General features: G+C 65.5%; 19 protein-coding genes. 9 read left to right on the plus strand and 10 right to left on the minus strand.

Annotated elements, in window-relative coordinates; all coding sequences use genetic code 11:
• A complete protein-coding gene (locus ACZ60G_RS19970) occupies window positions 1-261 on the minus strand; it encodes a PaaI family thioesterase (protein ID WP_465811517.1) in 261 nt (86 codons plus the stop codon).
• 42 nt (window positions 262-303) lie between these two features.
• Here ACZ60G_RS19970 and ACZ60G_RS19975 point away from each other — a divergent pair, with 42 nt between their 5' ends.
• A complete protein-coding gene (locus ACZ60G_RS19975) occupies window positions 304-666 on the plus strand; it encodes a hypothetical protein (protein ID WP_465811518.1) in 363 nt (120 codons plus the stop codon).
• A 25-nt stretch (window positions 667-691) separates the two neighbouring features.
• On the opposite strand, the gene ACZ60G_RS19980 is transcribed toward ACZ60G_RS19975, so the two are convergent.
• Both ACZ60G_RS19980 and ACZ60G_RS19985 read right to left on the minus strand, forming a co-directional pair.
• A complete protein-coding gene (locus ACZ60G_RS19980) occupies window positions 692-1,603 on the minus strand; it encodes an aminotransferase class IV (RefSeq protein ID WP_465811519.1) in 912 nt (303 codons plus the stop codon).
• A gap of 66 nt (window positions 1,604-1,669) precedes the next feature.
• Entirely contained in the window at window positions 1,670-2,089 is a 420-nt protein-coding gene (locus ACZ60G_RS19985; protein WP_465811520.1) for a nuclear transport factor 2 family protein, read from the minus strand.
• A gap of 94 nt (window positions 2,090-2,183) precedes the next feature.
• Here ACZ60G_RS19985 and ACZ60G_RS19990 point away from each other — a divergent pair, with 94 nt between their 5' ends.
• A complete protein-coding gene (locus ACZ60G_RS19990; RefSeq protein ID WP_465811521.1) occupies window positions 2,184-2,747 on the plus strand; it encodes a TetR/AcrR family transcriptional regulator in 564 nt (187 codons plus the stop codon).
• A gap of 376 nt (window positions 2,748-3,123) precedes the next feature.
• Here ACZ60G_RS19990 and ACZ60G_RS19995 read toward each other — a convergent pair whose 3' ends face one another.
• Entirely contained in the window at window positions 3,124-4,089 is a 966-nt protein-coding gene (locus ACZ60G_RS19995) for an alpha/beta fold hydrolase (protein WP_465811522.1), read from the minus strand.
• 69 nt (window positions 4,090-4,158) lie between these two features.
• Here ACZ60G_RS19995 and ACZ60G_RS20000 point away from each other — a divergent pair, with 69 nt between their 5' ends.
• Complete coding sequence (locus ACZ60G_RS20000; protein ID WP_465811523.1) at window positions 4,159-4,902, plus strand: helix-turn-helix domain-containing protein; 744 nt, start codon at window positions 4,159-4,161, stop codon at window positions 4,900-4,902.
• Between the two features lie 56 nt (window positions 4,903-4,958).
• Here ACZ60G_RS20000 and ACZ60G_RS20005 read toward each other — a convergent pair whose 3' ends face one another.
• The 3 genes from ACZ60G_RS20005 to ACZ60G_RS20015 form a co-directional block, all read right to left on the minus strand.
• Complete coding sequence (locus tag ACZ60G_RS20005; protein ID WP_465811524.1) at window positions 4,959-5,993, minus strand: aspartate-semialdehyde dehydrogenase; 1,035 nt, start codon at window positions 5,991-5,993, stop codon at window positions 4,959-4,961.
• Window positions 5,994-5,995: 2 nt separating this feature from the next.
• Window positions 5,996-7,261, minus strand: coding sequence for an aspartate kinase (locus ACZ60G_RS20010; RefSeq protein WP_465811525.1), 1,266 nt, complete (start codon window positions 7,259-7,261; stop codon window positions 5,996-5,998).
• An 84-nt stretch (window positions 7,262-7,345) separates the two neighbouring features.
• Window positions 7,346-7,720: an SgcJ/EcaC family oxidoreductase gene (locus ACZ60G_RS20015; RefSeq protein ID WP_465811526.1), complete on the minus strand. Its 375-nt coding sequence runs from the start codon at window positions 7,718-7,720 to the stop codon at window positions 7,346-7,348.
• 69 nt (window positions 7,721-7,789) lie between these two features.
• Here ACZ60G_RS20015 and ACZ60G_RS20020 point away from each other — a divergent pair, with 69 nt between their 5' ends.
• Window positions 7,790-8,284, plus strand: a complete 495-nt coding sequence (locus ACZ60G_RS20020; protein ID WP_465811527.1) for a MarR family winged helix-turn-helix transcriptional regulator — start codon at window positions 7,790-7,792, stop codon at window positions 8,282-8,284.
• 16 nt (window positions 8,285-8,300) lie between these two features.
• On the plus strand, window positions 8,301-8,708 hold the full coding sequence (locus ACZ60G_RS20025) for a secondary thiamine-phosphate synthase enzyme YjbQ (RefSeq protein ID WP_387294141.1): 408 nt from the start codon (window positions 8,301-8,303) through the stop codon (window positions 8,706-8,708).
• On the opposite strand, the gene ACZ60G_RS20030 is transcribed toward ACZ60G_RS20025, so the two are convergent.
• Window positions 8,705-11,359, minus strand: coding sequence for a helix-turn-helix transcriptional regulator (locus ACZ60G_RS20030; RefSeq protein ID WP_465811528.1), 2,655 nt, complete (start codon window positions 11,357-11,359; stop codon window positions 8,705-8,707). The two genes, ACZ60G_RS20025 and ACZ60G_RS20030, sit on opposite strands and share 4 nt — an antisense overlap.
• Before the next feature lie 160 nt (window positions 11,360-11,519).
• Here ACZ60G_RS20030 and ACZ60G_RS20035 point away from each other — a divergent pair, with 160 nt between their 5' ends.
• On the plus strand, window positions 11,520-12,119 hold the full coding sequence (locus tag ACZ60G_RS20035; protein ID WP_465811529.1) for a dihydrofolate reductase family protein: 600 nt from the start codon (window positions 11,520-11,522) through the stop codon (window positions 12,117-12,119).
• Window positions 12,120-12,165: 46 nt separating this feature from the next.
• On the opposite strand, the gene ACZ60G_RS20040 is transcribed toward ACZ60G_RS20035, so the two are convergent.
• Window positions 12,166-12,738, minus strand: coding sequence for a dihydrofolate reductase family protein (locus ACZ60G_RS20040; RefSeq protein WP_465811530.1), 573 nt, complete (start codon window positions 12,736-12,738; stop codon window positions 12,166-12,168).
• 29 nt (window positions 12,739-12,767) lie between these two features.
• Window positions 12,768-13,343, minus strand: a complete 576-nt coding sequence (locus ACZ60G_RS20045) for a dihydrofolate reductase family protein (protein WP_465811531.1) — start codon at window positions 13,341-13,343, stop codon at window positions 12,768-12,770.
• Between the two features lie 58 nt (window positions 13,344-13,401).
• Between ACZ60G_RS20045 and ACZ60G_RS20050 the strand changes: the two genes are divergently transcribed.
• From ACZ60G_RS20050 to ACZ60G_RS20060, 3 genes are all read left to right on the plus strand, one after another.
• Window positions 13,402-13,992 carry a TetR/AcrR family transcriptional regulator gene (locus tag ACZ60G_RS20050; protein WP_465811532.1) on the plus strand — a complete coding sequence of 197 codons (591 nt, stop codon included), beginning with the start codon at window positions 13,402-13,404 and terminating at the stop codon, window positions 13,990-13,992.
• A 60-nt stretch (window positions 13,993-14,052) separates the two neighbouring features.
• Complete coding sequence (locus tag ACZ60G_RS20055) at window positions 14,053-14,241, plus strand: DUF1918 domain-containing protein (protein ID WP_040686020.1); 189 nt, start codon at window positions 14,053-14,055, stop codon at window positions 14,239-14,241.
• A 304-nt stretch (window positions 14,242-14,545) separates the two neighbouring features.
• On the plus strand, window positions 14,546-15,004 hold the full coding sequence (locus tag ACZ60G_RS20060) for an SRPBCC family protein (RefSeq protein ID WP_465811533.1): 459 nt from the start codon (window positions 14,546-14,548) through the stop codon (window positions 15,002-15,004).
• Window positions 15,005-15,040 lie beyond the last annotated feature (36 nt).

Consider the following 15,040-nt stretch of genomic DNA (forward strand, 5'->3'; position numbering starts at 1 on the left):
TCACACACCGAAGAAAGGGATATCACCTTCCTTCGCACCCTGCGCGAAGAAGTGATCCGGCGAGACCGCGATGAACAGGGCATTGCCCTCGGCGATGAGTTCACCGTCGTGTTCGAGGCGGGCGTGGATATGTAGTTCGCGCTCGCCTTCGCGCCGATCGAGGATCGCGGTCACGATCATCGGCCGGTGCAGCGGTGCGGGGCGCACATAGTTCACCTCGAGCTCGGCGGTTACCGCCGGGACGCACATGGTGGTCGGCACCGTGCCGGACGGCTCGTCGAGTATGGCCGCGATGACACCGCCGTGCGCGACACCCGGAGCGCCCTGGTGGCGGTGGTCGACGCCATGGTCGATTTCTTCCTGACCGCGCCCGCCAAGGGAAAGATCCTGTCCACCAAGGCATATGGACATCCGGCCGTGGCCGAGCGACGGCTTGCGCGCTCGGAGGATGTGTCGCGCGCGTTCCGCGGAATACTGGCGCAGTTGGTTCCCGACCGCGCTCCGGACGATCCCGCCATCGACCTCACGGCGCGCTTTCTGGTCGGCGGGTTCGGCGACACTGTCACCGCCTGGATCCAGCAGGCACTGCCCTACCCCCGCGACAATTTCGTACACGACAACGTGGAACTTTTCCTCGGCACCATCGCCGCCCTCGAGCGCCTGTGATGCCTACGATCCCGCCCCTGGAGCGTCAGAGGGGGGTGAGCCAGTTGTGGTGGGTGTCGGTGCGGAGGGCGGCGGTGTGGCGTTTGCGGAGGGTTTGAGTGAGGGGGCCGGGGCGGCCGTCGGCGATTAGGCGGCCGTCGACTTCGGCGACCGGGGAGGTGCCCGATGAGGTGCCGGTCACGAAGACTTCGTCGGCTATGTATAGCTCGGTGAGGTCGATGGTGCGTTCGACGATCGGAATGCCGTCTTCGGCGGCGAGGGTGAGGATGGTGCGGCGGTTGATGCCGTCGAGGATGTCGCAGGACACATCCGGGGTGATCAGGGTGCCATTGCGGACCAGGAAGATATTGGCGGCGCTGAGTTCGCAGACGTGGCCGTTGCCGTCGAGGAAGATGCAGTCGTCGTAGCCGCTGTCGATGGCATCCTGTTTGGCGAGTACCGAATTGACGTACGCACCATTGACTTTCGCCCGCGAGGGAATCGCATTGTCCGGAATGCGCCGCCACGGACTGGATTTCAGCCGCATACCGTCCTGGGGCACGATCGGCACCGCGTCGTAGACGAAAATGCTGACCTGGATGGCACAGCCGCGGACCCGGGTGCCCGGAATCGATTCGACGACATGCACTGTCGCGCGGACGAATACGTCCTCGGTCGGTGCATTGGCCGCGACCAGGTCGATGATCGCCGTGCGGAAGCGGGCGAAGTCCCATTCGGCGGCGAACCGGTCGATGCCGATGATCTTGCAGGATTCCTCGAGTCGCCGGAAATGGTCGTCGAGCCGGAATGCGGTGCGTGCCGATCCATCCACAAGCACTGGGAACACTGTGTACACGCTGAGCCCGTACAACACTGCCGACGATGCGACCGCGACCGACGCCTTTTCCGCGTCGATGAGCCGGTCCCCGAAGTACACCTGTGGATAAGGATTCGCCATCGGCGCAGGCTAACAGTCGGCGCCCGGGCGGAGCGACGGAATTTCGGCCCGCCCGGGCCTGCCGGGTCAGTTCTCCACAAGCCGGGCGAAGCGCGCCGTATCCATGTAGTCGCGGAACAGCGTGACCTTGCCGTCGCGGACCCGAACGACATTGACGGAGGTGCGAACTCGCGCCCGCTCGGCGCCGGGCACCGTCATATCCACCTCGTTCTCCACGAAAACCAGCTCGGGATCGGCTGTTTCGTACACCTGTGGATAGATCCCGTGCACCTCGATTCGCGAAATTCCGGACCAGCGCTGCGCGAGATGTGCACGTATCTCCTCGCGCCCGACCAGCCGGGTCGGCATTCCGGGAATGACGAAGGGGATCTCGAACACCGCATCCGGGGCGAGCAGCTCGACGAATGCGTCGGCATCGCGCGCCGGCAGCTCCCGGAACATTCGTTCGACCAGTTCACGAGGGCTTTCTACCGAAGTCTCCACCATGAAAACACCTGCTTCAAATAAGCGGAACGTTGACCCCGATTATCATCCGGAACGGTCGCCCCGCTTGTCAATGTCTCCAGTAAACTCAGCCCTCATGACCGATCGCGAGGAAACGCGCCCGCTGCGCGCCGACGCGCGCCGCAATCGTGACCGCGTACTCGCCGCCGCCCAGGAGGCCTTCGCCGCCGAGGGCATTGCGGTCCCGCTCGACGAAATCGCCCGCCGCGCGGGCGTCGGCGCAGGCACCGTCTACCGCCACTTCCCCACCAAAGAAGCCCTTTTCGAAGCCGCGATCGTAGACCGCGTCGAGCGAATGATCACCTATGCCCGCGAACTCGCGACCGCCCCCGACCCCGGCAAAGTTTTCTTCGACTTCCTCGACCGCATGGTCGCCGAGGGCACCGTCAAACGCGACCTGGCCGAAGCCGTGGGCGCCGATGCCCCCGAAAGTCGCAAACCCGCCCACGATCTGAGGGCCGCCATCGCTCAATTACTCACCCGTGCACAACAATCCGGAGACGTACGACGCGATATCGATATCGACGACCTCATGCGCGTCGTAAAGGGCACCTTCTTGGCCGCCAACGCCACCAACACCACCCCCGACCAACGCCGCCGCACCTTCGCGATCGTGTTCGACGGACTACGATCCCACTAATCGGACCGTGCCGCCCGACGCAGCCTCACCAACGCCTAATCGGCCATCACGCGTGTTCAAAATCCGCATATGTTCATTCAGAATGAACGAGACCGTGCAGTGAACACGATGCTGCGCGTGCGCGACGGACTACAGCCCACTGTCCGAAACGACACGACGCCAACCCCGCCAATTGAGCGAAAAGCCCGGTACAAGACCGCATTACGCCGCCGCGCCGGGCATTGTCGTTTGCGCTCGAGGAGCGATCGAACTCGCTATCGTTCACGCCAGCGGTTCCCGGCTGGCCCGCACCGGTCACGTGTTCGTCGATGCTCTCGCCGCTTCCGAGTGCCCGGCATGGTCGAAGCGGGCGGGCAGGGCGCGGTGAGCAGGCCCCTTATCGGCTCGCGCTATCCCGGTCGACTGCCGACAAATCATGACGTGGCGCGCGGCAGGCATCGATGATGATCTTGCGAGCCGCACGGCCTTCGGGGCTGGGCATGAGCGCGTAGTTGTGCGGCAGCCCCGGGCCCTCGTGGTAGTCGACCGGTACCCCGGCGGCTTCGGCGCGGCGGGTGAGGGTTCGGGCGTCGGGCAGGACCATTTCGTGGGTGCCGGAAAAGATGGTCAGGGGCGGCAGTCCTTCGGCGGGGCCGAACAGGGGGCTGACGCGCGGGTCGCGCAGGTCGAGGCCGTCGGCGTAGATCCGCGCTACCTCGGCCATTCCGGGCCGCTGATGCAACGGATCGACCTGTTCGAGCTCGGGCACTGCCGGGTCGGAAAGGGTGGCGTCGAGCCATGCGGAGATCAGCACGACCCGAGATGGTTGCGGCCCACCCTGATCGCGCAGGACATGTGCTGCCGCCAGTGCCAGCAGGCCGCCCGCCGAATTGCCCATCACCACGGTCTTTCCGGAGCCGCGCTGCTCGATCGTGCGGGCGAGTATCGCGGCGGTGGTGGCGACCATGTCCGCGGCGCTGCTATGTGGGATCAGCGGATAGATCGGGACCACGACCTCCGCCGGAATGGCAGCGCCGAGTTCGCGGACGAAACTCCAGTGCGGGCGCACGATCTCGGCGAAAAAGCCGCCGCCGTGCAGGAAAACCACGCTGACGTCGGTGGGTCCGGCGGTCGGCGTTACCCGGAATACGGGCCAACCGTCGAGATCATCCCGGGTGACGGTCGCCGCCTTGCGCAGGAACGCCGGGGGCCGCACCTCTTTGACGCGACGGTCGCGCTTTTCCAGCGCCGCATGAATCCCTTCCGCGCTGGCGAGCATCTGCTTCTGGCCGCGCGATGCCAACAGCGCGGTGATAGCCCTGGTCTGCCAGCTCGGCCTCGCGGTAACTCCCTCGGTTGTCATATCCGTTCATCTCCTGTCGTCGCGGCTCGCATCGGCTGATTGCGCCGGGCACCGATTAGCCTGACGAACATGACGGGGAACGCGCTTTCACAAACCTGCGGTGCGCCGGTGCTGTGGATGCGGCCCGCACATGTCGGATATCTCGGCCCGGAGCTGGGCGTCGGGATGCATGCCACGTCGATCGGGTATCTCGGCCTGAGCTTGGACGGACCGTTCGCGGTGGAGACGGCGGCGGATGAGGCGATCATCACCCGCAGCGTGTTCATACCGGCCCGGGTACCAGCCCGGATCGTCTCGGAGGGCTGGATCGCATTGCTGTTCGCCGAACCCGGCAGCACGATGATCGCTGGGGTCACCACCGGATCGGGTGGCAATGTCGAGTCCGCGGCTGTCGATCCGAGCGTGGAAGCCGTCCTCATCACCGCCGCCCGAACCGGCGTCGCCGAGCTGGAGCGCCTGATATCGGTTCGGGAATCGGCCATCGACCCCCGAATCGATGCCATTGTCCGCGACATTCGTGACGACCCGACCGCGCACATCCGCGCCGAGCACGCGGCCGATGCCGCCGGGATGTCGGAAACCCATTTCCTACGAACCTTCGCCGCACACACCGGCACCACATTCCGCCGCTACCGCCAATGGGCGCGGCTCCGAATGGTTTTCGCGATACTGGCCGCTGGACACGACCTCACCCGCTGCGCCGCCGACGCCGGATTCGCCTCCCCGTCACACCTGAGCGAAACCTTCCGGCGCACATTCGGGCTGTCACTGACGGCACTGCTCGGCTCGTCGGTGACATTCGATATCCGATGACCGAAAGCAAACGGGCCGTTCAGATCTCACGATCGGAACGGCCCGTTCGGTCAATATCAGCGCTGGGCCAACAGGACTTCGGCGATTTGAATGGTGTTGAGGGCGGCACCTTTTCGCAGATTGTCGCCGGAGATGAACAAGGCGAGGCCGCGGCCTTCGGGTACGCCCGGATCCTGCCGGATGCGGCCGACGAGGGAGTCGTCCTTGCCCGCCGCGGCCAAGGGGGTCGGCACGTCGGTGAGCTGGACGCCGGGGGCCTTGGCGAGGATTTCCTTGGCGCGCTCCACCGAAATCGGTTCGGCGAATTCGGCATTCACCGACAGCGAGTGGCCGGTGAAGACCGGGACGCGCACGCAGGTGCCGCTGACCAGCAGGTCGGGCAGACCGAGGATCTTGCGACTCTCGTTGCGCAGCTTCTGGTCTTCGTCGGTTTCGAAGGAGCCGTCCTCGACCAGTGCACCGGCGAGCGGGATCACATCGAAGGCGATCGGCGCGACGTACTTGTTCGGAGCCGGGAACTGCACCGAACTGCCGTCGTGCACCAGCTTTTCGGCATCGTCGACCACGGCGCGCACCTGGGAGACAAGCTCCTCGACACCGGCAAGACCGCTGCCGGAGACCGCCTGGTAGCTCGAGATGACCAGGCGCTGCAGACCCGCCACATCGTGCAGCGGCTTGAGCACCGGCATCGCGGCCATGGTGGTGCAGTTCGGGTTGGCGATGATGCCCTTGACCAGATTGCGGGTCTGCTCCGGATTCACCTCGCTGACGACCAGCGGGACCTCGGGATCCTTACGCCAAGCCGACGAGTTGTCGATCACGGTGACACCGGCTGCCGCGAAACGCGGGGCCTGCACGCGCGACATGGTCGCGCCCGCGGAGAACAGCGCGATATCCAGGCCGGTGGGATCGGCGGTCTCGGTGTCCTCGACCACGATTTCGCCGCCGCGCCACGGCAGGGTCTTACCCGCCGAGCGGGCCGAGGCGAAGAAACGCACCTCGTCGGCCGGGAAGTTGCGCTCCTCCAGCAGTTTTCGCATGACGGCGCCGACCTGTCCGGTCGCGCCGACGACTCCTACCCGTACACCCATGCTTATCGTCCTGTTCCCGCGTGGACGACGGCGACCTCGTCGCCGCCCAGATCGAAGGCCTTGTGCAGCACCTGCACGGCCTCGTCCAGTTCGGTGTCCTTGACCAGCACCGAGATCCGGATCTCGGAAGTGGAGATGAGGTCGATATTCACGCCCGCGTTCGCCAACGCCTCACAGAAGGTGGCGGTGACGCCCGGATGGCTCTTCATACCCGCGCCGACCAGGGAGACCTTGCCGATGTGGTCGTCGTAGAGCACCTGCGAGAAACCGATCTCGTCCTGACGCTTGGTCAGCATCTCCACCGCACGCGCGCCCTCGGTCTTGGGCAGGGTGAAGGTGATATCGGTCTTACCTGTCTCGACCTTGGAAATGTTCTGCAGGACCATATCGATATTGATCTCCGCGTCGGCGATCGCGCGGAATACCTTGGCGGCGTAGCCAGGCTCGTCCGGCAGGCCGACCACGGTCACCTTGGCCTCGCTGCGGTCGTGCGCGACGCCCGTGAGGATTGCTTGCTCCAAGGGGATGTCCTCCATCGATCCATAGACGTAGGTGCCGGGCTTGTCGGTGTAGGACGAGCGCACATGCACCGGAACGTTGTAGCGGCGCGCGTATTCGACGCAGCGCAGCATGAGTACCTTCGCGCCGCAGGCCGCGAGCTCGAGCATCTCCTCATAGGAGACCTGCTCGAGCTGCTGCGCGTCGGGCACGATCCGCGGGTCGGCGGTGAAGACGCCGTCCACATCGGTGTAGATCTCGCAGACGTCGGCATCGAGCGCCGCGGCCAGCGCGACCGCGGTGGTGTCGGAGCCGCCGCGACCGAGCGTGGTGACGTCGCGGCTGTCCTGGCTGACGCCCTGGAAACCGGCAACCAGCACGACCAGACCTTCGTCCAACGCGGTGCGCACCCGGCCCGGGGTGACGTCGATGATCTTGGCGTTACCGTGCGATCCGGTGGTGATCACACCCGCCTGTGAGCCGGTGAACGAGCGAGCCTCGGCACCGAGCGAATGAATGGCCATGGCGACCAGCGCATTGGAGATGCGCTCACCCGAGGTGAGCAGCATGTCCATTTCCCGAGCCGGCGGCGCAGGGGCCACCTGCTGCGCCAGATCGAGTAGCTCGTCGGTGGTATCGCCCATGGCCGAGCAGACGACCACCACGTCGTGGCCCTGCTTCTTCGTCTCGACGATCCGTTCAGCGACGCGCCGGATACGCTCGGCGGTCGCTACCGAGGATCCTCCGTACTTCTGAACAACGAGAGCCACGACAGGGTCCTCCAAGATCGACAATCAGCTGCTAACAGCACCCCAGCGTACCGGCCGAGGTCCAGCGGATCTGTTCCTACCTCCTCAGCCCGCGAGTATCGAAGGGGCCGTTCGCGAATCGAACTCGGCCGAAACGGATTCCATGAGCCAGTGGTGTTTCGTGTTCTGGAAGGCGGCCACCAGCCATTCTCCCTTGTGCCGAACGGCCACTGTTGTCTGCACTTTGGTGTTGCGGCGGTTGCGGCGCCGCGTGCCCTTCAGATACTTCTCGAACAGCGGCACATGGCAGGCGGTGATGGCCGCGCGGCCCTTGTAGTGGGTGCCGAGCCAGGTGACGTAGTCCGCGTCCGGCCTGAAGACCTGCGCATATGCCTCGGCGTCGCCCGCGGCCCAGGCAGCGGCTCGGCGATCGAGCAATTCATGGATGGCGGCCGCATCGGCGTGCTGATCGATGGTCATGGTGACCCTCCCCGATAAGATCTGATTCGCTCAATAATTGATCGAGTAAATAGTTGAGTGAGTAAGATAGTGACCGAGTCAGACAAGGGTGTCGAGGTGTCGAATCGTGTGGACCTGTCGACCGCGCTGAGCATCGCTGCCCAGCGGAGCGCCAATGACGGCGTGATGATGCACCAGGCCGTCGCGGACCGACTTGGCCTGCATGTGACCGATCTGCGCTGCTTGAACCTGCTCCGCCTCGGCGGTCCGGCCACCGCCGGAGAGCTGGCCGCCCGTACCGGCCTGACCACCGGCGCCATCACGCGCATGATCGACCGGCTGCTGAAAGCGGGCTATGTGCGGCGCGAACACGATGCGCAGGACCGGCGGCGGGTCAATATCAGTGTGATCCGAGAGCGGATCGATGAGATCGCGCCGCACTACGAGGTGATGGCACGCGAGTTCGGGGCGGCGATGGCCGGGTATTCGATCGAGCAGTTGGAGTTGGTGCTGGATGTGTTCAACCGGCTGCACGAAACATCGGTGCGGGTGACGGCGCTGCTGCGGGCAGCCGACCCCGATTGAGAGGACGATGTAGCCCATGAAGAGCACGGTGATCGAGGTGACCACGGGACGTTCCGAGGTCGTGTACGACATCACTCCGCAGTGCGCGTCGTTCGCGCGCGAGGCGGGCGAGGACGGGCTGCTGCACATCTTCGTGCCGCATGCCACGGCCGGGATCGCGATCATGGAACTCGGCGCGCGCAGCGATGACGATCTGCTCGCCGCATTGCGCGACCTGCTGCCCGCCGATGATCGCTGGCGCCATGCCCACGGCTCCCGCGGACACGGCCGCTCCCACGTCATGCCCGCATTGATCCCGCCCTACGCCACCGTGCCCGTTATCGGCGGCGCACTGACCCTGGGCACCTGGCAATCAATCGCGATGGTAGACCTCAATGTCGACAACCCGGACCGCCAAGTGCGCCTGTCATTTCTGCGCGGCTAATCACTGGGCGCGAGACGGGCGAGTTCGGTGCGATTGGCGATTCCGAGCTTGGCGTATACATGGGCCAGATGCGTTTTCACGGTGCCGCGGCCGATGAACAAACGCGCGGCGATCTCCGGATTGGTCAGGCCGGAGACTGCGAGTTCGACCACGGAACGCTCTGTTGGCGTGAGGCTTTCCCAGCCGGAATCGGGGCGGTTGCGCCTGCCACGGGCACGGGTGATGTAGTCGATCGCCGCCCGCAACGACATGGCGCGGCCGCGCTCGAGGTATTCCAGCAGCCGCGTTTCGTCGGGGATATCAACGCGGACAACCGATCCGGCGTCGGCGCGGGCCCGTTCGGCCGCGCCGAACAGCAACCCCGCCGTCTCGAACGACGCACGTCGCAGCGCCACAGCCGCGAGAGCCGTCAGGCTGTCGGCACAGGCGAGCACCAGGCCGTGTTCGTCTCGAATTCGCAAGGCCTCGTGATGCATTCGCATTTCCTGCTCGGTATCCGGAGCCAGTAATGCCCGCTGCTCCAGCAGAGCGGCGTGCACGGACGGCAGGGCCGTCGTGAGCGGTGTGGCCGATAACCGGTCCAGCAGATCGGCCGAATCCGCTGCCGCTCCCGATTCCCGAAGCGCACGAGCGAGTACCAACCGCGTCCAGGGGGTCAGTTGATCGTCGGAAGGCCGCTCCTGCCAACACCCTTCGCGACGGCACCAGGCAGCCGCCTCGTGGGGCCGTCCGGCGTCGAGTTCGAGTAAGGCGTGCACCCGCTCCCAACCGGGGACGAACGGCGGTGTCTCCGCTCCCTCGACGAGCCGATCGATCGGCGCGAGCGCGTCGCCCGCCGACCCGGATCTGCCTGCCCACAGCAGGATTTCGGCGAGTGCGATGCGGGCCAGTGCGATGCGGTGGAAGTCGCGAAGGGGTGCCGCGGTGGTCACGGCCTGTTCGGCGAGTTCGATGGCGTGGGCCAGCGCACCGGATTGCGCGGTCGCCAGTGCGAGCCAGCCGAGTGCGGACGAGGCGATGGCGCGGTCGCCACGCCGGAGCAGTCCCGTTACGGCGGGCTCGAGCTGTTCGATCGCGTCGCGGTGTTCGTCGCGCAGTAGGTGGACCAGGCCGATCAGTGCCTGGGTGGCATCGGTAACGAAGCCGTCGCCGGCCCGTTGCGCGGCTGCGCGCACCGCCGACGCTTCGGTGCGCGTGCGCTCCAGATCGAATCCGATGGTGCCGATGGCAATGAGTGTGCGGGCCAGCAGGCCGACATCCTCCAGGCCGAGCTGTTCAGCTAGTTTCGCTGCGGCGCATGCCTTTTCATAACTCATCGAACCCGGTAGCGCGGTGTCCGCAACGAGCGCTTGGGCCAGCAGCACGCGCGCTTGGGTTTCGTCACGGGTGTCATTCCCTTGCGCCGCAGCATGTTCCAATAACCGAACGCCATCGGCGGCATGCATGCCCAGGTGCCACAGCCAGGCCACCGCGGCCGCTAGTCTACGGCCCGCTGCGGCGTCGGGCTCGGCCCGATCCAAACCCCATTCGATGGCGGCACGGATATTCGGATATTCGACGGTGAGCAGCGTGCGCCACTCGTCCTTATCCGAATCCAGTAGCAGCGCAGCACTTTCCACCAGTGCAAGCATCAGTTCCAGATGCAGATCGCGCAGCGCCGCGGTCTCCTGCGCCTCGTCGAGCCGCAGCAGCGCGTAGTCGCGCACCACACCGAGCATTCGGTAGCGGGCGACCGGACCCGTCGTATCCGCCGACACCAGCGATTTGGCGATCAAACCACGCAATGCCCGCAGATAGCGCTGGACCGGGACGTCCAGCCGTTCGGCCAGACCGGCAATCGCCTGCGCGGCAAATCCGGGCTCGAAAACACCGAGACGCCGGAACAATTCGCGCTCATCCTGGTCCAGCAGGTCGTGGCTCCAGCGCATCGATGCGGTCAGCGTAGCCTGCCGGAAGGGGGCGCGTCCGGTGTCGTCATCGAGCAATGCGAACGGATCCCGCAACGAGTCCGCCAACTGCGCCAACGAAAGAGTGCCCGCCCAACCTGCGGCGAGTTCGAGGGCCAGCGGCAGTCGATCCAGCCGGTCGCAGACCCGACGCGCCGCCGCCAGCGCGTCCGGGCCGAGTTTCGCGGTCCCTGCGCGGTCCGAGAAGAGATCCAGTGCATCGGCCAGGTTGAGTGCCGACAGGCGATACACCTGCTCACCGGGTAGGCCGAGCGGCACCCGACTGGTGGCGAGCACACCGGCGCTCGGGCAGCGCGCCAGGATGGCCGACACGATCCCCGCTACCGGTTCGCGCAGGTGCTCACAGTTGTCGACCACCAGCAGGATGCTGCGCGCGGTCAGTTCCCGAGTCAGCGTGTGCACAGGATCGGCGGCCAGCGGTACGCCGAGCGCCGATGCGATGGCTCGGGTGACGCCGTCGGCGTCGCGTTCGTCCTCCAAGCCGACCCAGCGAATGCCGTCGGGCCAGGAATCGGCGAGCGCAGCGCAGGAGCGCAGGGCCAACCGGGTCTTACCGCAGCCACCCGGGCCGACCAGGGAGAGCACCCGTCCGGGCGCGACCGCTGCGGTGAGCGTTGCCAGTTCCTCGGCGCGGCCGACGAACGACGACAGCTCGGGCGGAAAGTGCTGGCCGGAGTCGATCATCGCGCCTCGGAGTCTGCCACGACCGCCCGCATCCGACCACCGGGTATCTGCCACCTGCCCCGCACGAATATCGGCCGGCTGGCAGATGTTCGGGGGTGGCCGCGCCGGAAGTATTCATTGCAGCGGCGCACGGAGCGCCACCGATAACAAAGGAACCGACATGACCGAGACCAATACCCGCCGCGTCATCGCCAATATCTCGCTGTCGCTCGACGGCCGGACCAATGGCAGCGGCGGCGACTACGACATGAGCTGGATCGTGCCGCACGCCGTGAGCGACGCCTCCCGCGATCAGATGGTCAAGCTGACCACCACCGCGACCACGGCCCTGCTCGGCCGCAAAAACTACGAGGGCTTCGGCGGCTACTGGCCGACCGTCGCCGGCGACGAGAACGCCGAGCCACGCGACAGGGCCTTCGCTACCTGGCTCGATGCGGTGGACAAGGTGGTCTTCTCACACTCCGTGACAGAGACGCCCTGGCCGAACTCCCGGATTGCCGAGGCCGATCCGGCCGCGACGGTCAAGCTGCTGCGCGCCGAATCAGGCGGCGACATCGTGGTACTGGCCTCCGGCAGCGTGATCAACAACCTGCTGGCGGCGGGCGAACTGGATCGGCTGATCATCACGCTGTGCCCCGAACTCGTCGGCGGCGGCGCACGACTGTTCGAAGACGGCGTGCCCGCAACCAGCTGGTCGCTCACCGATCTGTCCACCACGGATTCCGGTGCGATCGTTCTGGTCTACGACAAGGTCGCGTGAGGGTCCCGATGCCGTGGCGGCGAACTGCCGCCACGGCCCGGGGGCATCAGGCTCTGGTGAGCCAGGTGACCTGCGCACCGCTGCCGAATTCGGTGCGTTTGGTGGGTGTGAACAAGGTGGGGTCGAATTCGCCCGCGAAGGCCGGGGTTCCGGTTCCGGCCACCACCGGATAGCTCTTGATGACGAGCTCGTCGATCTCGCCGAGTAGCTGTGCGGCGAGCTTGCCGCCACCCGCCAGCCAGATATCCATGCCGTCCTCCTGCTTCAGACGACGCACCAGACCGACCGGATCGCCGTCGACCAGTTCGACAGTCGGGTCATCGAGCCGGCCGAGGGAACTCGAGACGATGTACTGGCGCATATGCGCGTACGGGCTGGTCACGCCGATGGCCTGGGCCGGAGCATAGGTGCCTCGACCCATGACCAGGGTGTCGAACTTCTGGTTCGGCGCATCCACCGCCAGCCCGATATGTGGGCGCACATGAGTCGGCAGGGTCTCCGGATACTCCGCCTTGATCCAGTCCCACATGTCGTCCACCGGATAGAAGCTGATGTCGTCGCCGGGGCCCGCGATATAGCCGTCGAGGGACATGCCGACGTAGTACACGAGTTTTCGCATATGAATACCGCTTTCGTGGTGTGGGATCGTCAAGACCGGGAGAACCAGGTGACCTGGGCGCCGTTGCCGAACTCCCGGCGCTCGGTCGGCGTGAACAGGGTCGGGTTGAATGCACCCGAGAAGGCGGATATGCCGCCGCCCGCGACAACCGGATAGCTCTTGACGATCATCTCGTCGAGTTCGTCGAGCAGCGCCCCGGCCAGCTTGCCGCCGCCGCACAGCCAGATATCGCCACCCGCTTCGGCTTTCAACCGTCGCACCAGCCCGACCGGATCGCCCGCGACCACTTCGACCTGCGGATCATCGATCGGGCCGAGGGTGCTCGAAATGACGTACTGCTGCAAATGCGCATACGGACTGGTGACGCCCTCGGACAGCGCGGGCTCGTAGCTCGCGCGGCCCATCAGTACGGTGTCGAACCGCTTATTCGGTTCGTCCACCGCCATCCCGATGTGCGACCGCGCCTGACTCGGCACGAAGTCCGGATACTGCCCCGTGATCCAGGCCGCCATCTCGGCGTCGAGCGGATAGAAGTCGAACTCCCCTGCCGGACCAGCGATATAGCCGTCGAGCGATACGGCTACGTAGTAGACGAGTTTTCGCATATCAATACCGCCTGATCCGTTGTACTCTAACTGAAGTGGTTTGAAGGTAGTACTACAGATGGAGTGGTGTCAAGTGCGGACTAATCCGGAGCGACGGCAAGCGCTGCTCGACGCGGCGATCGAGGTGTTGGCGAAGGAGGGGGCGCGTGGGCTCACCTTTCGCGCCGTAGACAAGGAGGCCGGGGTGCCCGCCGGTACGGCGTCGAACTACTTCACCAATCGTGACGACCTGTTGACCCAGGTGGGCGGGCGGTTCTACGAACGGTTGACGCCGAGCGCGGCGACCATGGCCGACCTGGCGACGGGTCCGAAGACACGGGCGCATATCACCGAGTTGATGCGCGAGACGGTCGGTCGCATCGAGGCATTCCGCACCGGCTACCTGGCCATGCTCGAGCTGCGCCTGGAGGCGACGCGGCGACCGGAGTTGCGGGCGGTCATGACCGAGGCCGTGCGCGCGGATCTCGATTTCAATGTGCGCAACCATCTCGAAGCCGAACTGCCCGGCGACGAAAAAACGGTGATTCTGCTGTATCTGGCGCTGAATTGGCTGATCGTGGACCGGCTCACGCTGCCGGGAATCTTCACCGAGGCACAGAGCCAGGAGCTGATCGAGGCCGCGGTCGATCGACTCGTCGGTAACGAGTGAAACGCCGCGTCGTACGGGGAACCCTTGTGACGCGCGTCACCGTCATTCGATAATGGGGCGATGATGGCGAATGTCGGAGACCGGCTCCTCGTACACGGCCACGTTGTGGGACAGAGTGATCGCCACGGCGAAATCGTCGAAGTCCGCGGGCCTCAGGGCGCACCGCCGTATGTGGTGCGATTCGATGACGGGCACGAATCGCTCGTCTACCCGGGCCCGGACGCGATCATCGAACCAACGCCACACTGAGCCGCCGCACCCCACAGGCCCGCTCGCCGCGGGCCCGTTACCCCCTACGCAGACGAAGAAGCGAATACCTTGCGCACGATCGACTTACGGCCCCGTCAGCTCCTACGGCAAGTCCACTGGACCGGCGATATCGCGATTCGTTCGAAAATACTGAACCGTAACTTGTTCTCGCCGTACATAATCGACCGTGATCCCCCCGAGATATGCGGCCGATGTGGCTTCGGGCACTGCCCGCTCAGTTGACTTGTGAATGTGTCGCTGGGCACAATTTGCCGATGTAGTTGGGCGGGGGCGGAGGTGTGGAATGCGTACAAAGACCGATATCCGTTTCGTCGTCGACGCCGATCCCGAGCAGGTAATGGATGCACTGGCCGCAGTCGAGATGCTCCCGGAGTGGTCGACCTCCTACAGCGACGCCCGGGTCGCGAGCCGCGACGACAACCTGCGACCACGCCGGGTATTCGTCAAAGCGGAGCTGATGGGCGGCTCGGATCTGCAGGTCCTGGAGTACGAATGGACCGAGACCCGCTCCTCCTGGGAGGTCGCCGACAGCACCCGCGGAGTGAAGGGCGGCGGCTGGTTCGAAGTCACCGAGGGCGAGGAGGGCACCGACGTCTGGTACCACGTCGAGCTCTACATCCCGATCCCCGTTCCGGGCATGCTGGTGAGCCGGACCATGCGTCGCTCGAACGAGGCCGTCGTGCAGAACTTCATCGAGTTCGCTGAGGGCTTCACCGAGAACGAGAACTATCAGGCCGTATAGGAACGCACCTGTCGCATCCGGATGCAACGATGTGAA

The organism is Nocardia sp. NPDC102475 (genome assembly GCF_055584605.1).

Bases quoted from the DNA above. Each gene is read 5' to 3' on its own strand.
- ACZ60G_RS20040 (WP_465811530.1), bottom strand. From the start codon at position 12,738: ATGCGAAAACTCGTGTACTACGTCGGCATGTCCCTCGACGGCTATATC.
- ACZ60G_RS20035 (WP_465811529.1), top strand. From the start codon at position 11,520: ATGACCGAGACCAATACCCGCCGCGTCATCGCCAATATCTCGCTGTCG.
- ACZ60G_RS19980 (WP_465811519.1), bottom strand. From the start codon at position 1,603: ATGGCGAATCCTTATCCACAGGTGTACTTCGGGGACCGGCTCATCGAC.
- ACZ60G_RS20025 (WP_387294141.1), top strand. From the start codon at position 8,301: ATGAAGAGCACGGTGATCGAGGTGACCACGGGACGTTCCGAGGTCGTG.
- ACZ60G_RS20050 (WP_465811532.1), top strand. From the start codon at position 13,402: ATGGAGTGGTGTCAAGTGCGGACTAATCCGGAGCGACGGCAAGCGCTG.
- ACZ60G_RS20055 (WP_040686020.1), top strand. From the start codon at position 14,053: ATGATGGCGAATGTCGGAGACCGGCTCCTCGTACACGGCCACGTTGTG.
- ACZ60G_RS20045 (WP_465811531.1), bottom strand. From the start codon at position 13,343: ATGCGAAAACTCGTCTACTACGTAGCCGTATCGCTCGACGGCTATATC.
- ACZ60G_RS20030 (WP_465811528.1), bottom strand. From the start codon at position 11,359: ATGATCGACTCCGGCCAGCACTTTCCGCCCGAGCTGTCGTCGTTCGTC.
- ACZ60G_RS20000 (WP_465811523.1), top strand. From the start codon at position 4,159: ATGACGGGGAACGCGCTTTCACAAACCTGCGGTGCGCCGGTGCTGTGG.
- ACZ60G_RS19985 (WP_465811520.1), bottom strand. From the start codon at position 2,089: ATGGTGGAGACTTCGGTAGAAAGCCCTCGTGAACTGGTCGAACGAATG.
- ACZ60G_RS20005 (WP_465811524.1), bottom strand. From the start codon at position 5,993: ATGGGTGTACGGGTAGGAGTCGTCGGCGCGACCGGACAGGTCGGCGCC.
- ACZ60G_RS20015 (WP_465811526.1), bottom strand. From the start codon at position 7,720: ATGACCATCGATCAGCACGCCGATGCGGCCGCCATCCATGAATTGCTC.
- ACZ60G_RS20060 (WP_465811533.1), top strand. From the start codon at position 14,546: ATGCGTACAAAGACCGATATCCGTTTCGTCGTCGACGCCGATCCCGAG.
- ACZ60G_RS19995 (WP_465811522.1), bottom strand. From the start codon at position 4,089: ATGACAACCGAGGGAGTTACCGCGAGGCCGAGCTGGCAGACCAGGGCT.
- ACZ60G_RS19990 (WP_465811521.1), top strand. From the start codon at position 2,184: ATGACCGATCGCGAGGAAACGCGCCCGCTGCGCGCCGACGCGCGCCGC.